The sequence below is a fragment of the Brucella grignonensis genome (assembly GCF_002252505.1).
Taxonomy (GTDB): Bacteria; Pseudomonadota; Alphaproteobacteria; order Rhizobiales; family Rhizobiaceae; genus Brucella; species Brucella grignonensis.
This window is the reverse complement of sequence record NZ_NNRL01000146.1, coordinates 1-588: the sequence shown is the minus strand read 5'-3', so window position 1 is coordinate 588 and position 588 is coordinate 1. Positions and strand designations below refer to the sequence as shown.

The window sequence follows — 588 nt, the reverse complement described above, 5'->3', positions numbered from 1 at the left end:
CGGCTGTGCCTGTTGCAGCGTCGCGAACGGCCTGACCGAGACCCTGCTGACGCTCACAGAACAGGCCGACCCGCCGGAAGCGATCATCCTCGAGGCTAGCGGCATAGCGGAGCCGCAACCGATTCTGCACATAGCCCTGACCAATCCCGGCCTCGCCCTGAACGGCGTGCTGAGCCTCGTCGACGCCGAAACCGTGCTGTCGCACGCGAAAAATGTCGACTACGGCATGATCGTCGAGCGTCAGGTCGCCGGCGCCGATCTTGTGATCCTGAACAAGACCGACCTCGTTTCGCCCGCGCAGCGGGACGATGTGAGGTCCTGGATGGCGCGGCGCTCTCCCAGGGCCGGCATCGTCGAGACCGTGGAAGCAGCGGTACCCGTCGAGATCGTGCTCGGCCAGCACTCCTCGGAATGGCCCGAAGCGTTGTCGACTGTGAGCCCCGGCGGTTTCAAGGCAAGGGCCGCACCGCCCTTCACGAGCTGGAGCTTCAGGACAGAGCGGCCGCTTTCCGCAGAGCGGTTGGGGCGGATGATGGACGAACTGCCAGGCAGCATCCTGCGCGCAAAGGGCATCTTGCACATCGCTGA

The 588-nt window shown here is 65.3% G+C and carries 1 protein-coding gene; it reads left to right on the top strand.

The window, feature by feature from the left end:
• Window positions 1–588: CobW family GTP-binding protein (locus CEV33_RS02275; protein WP_208620146.1), on the top strand; the 588-nt coding region annotated here is incomplete at both ends.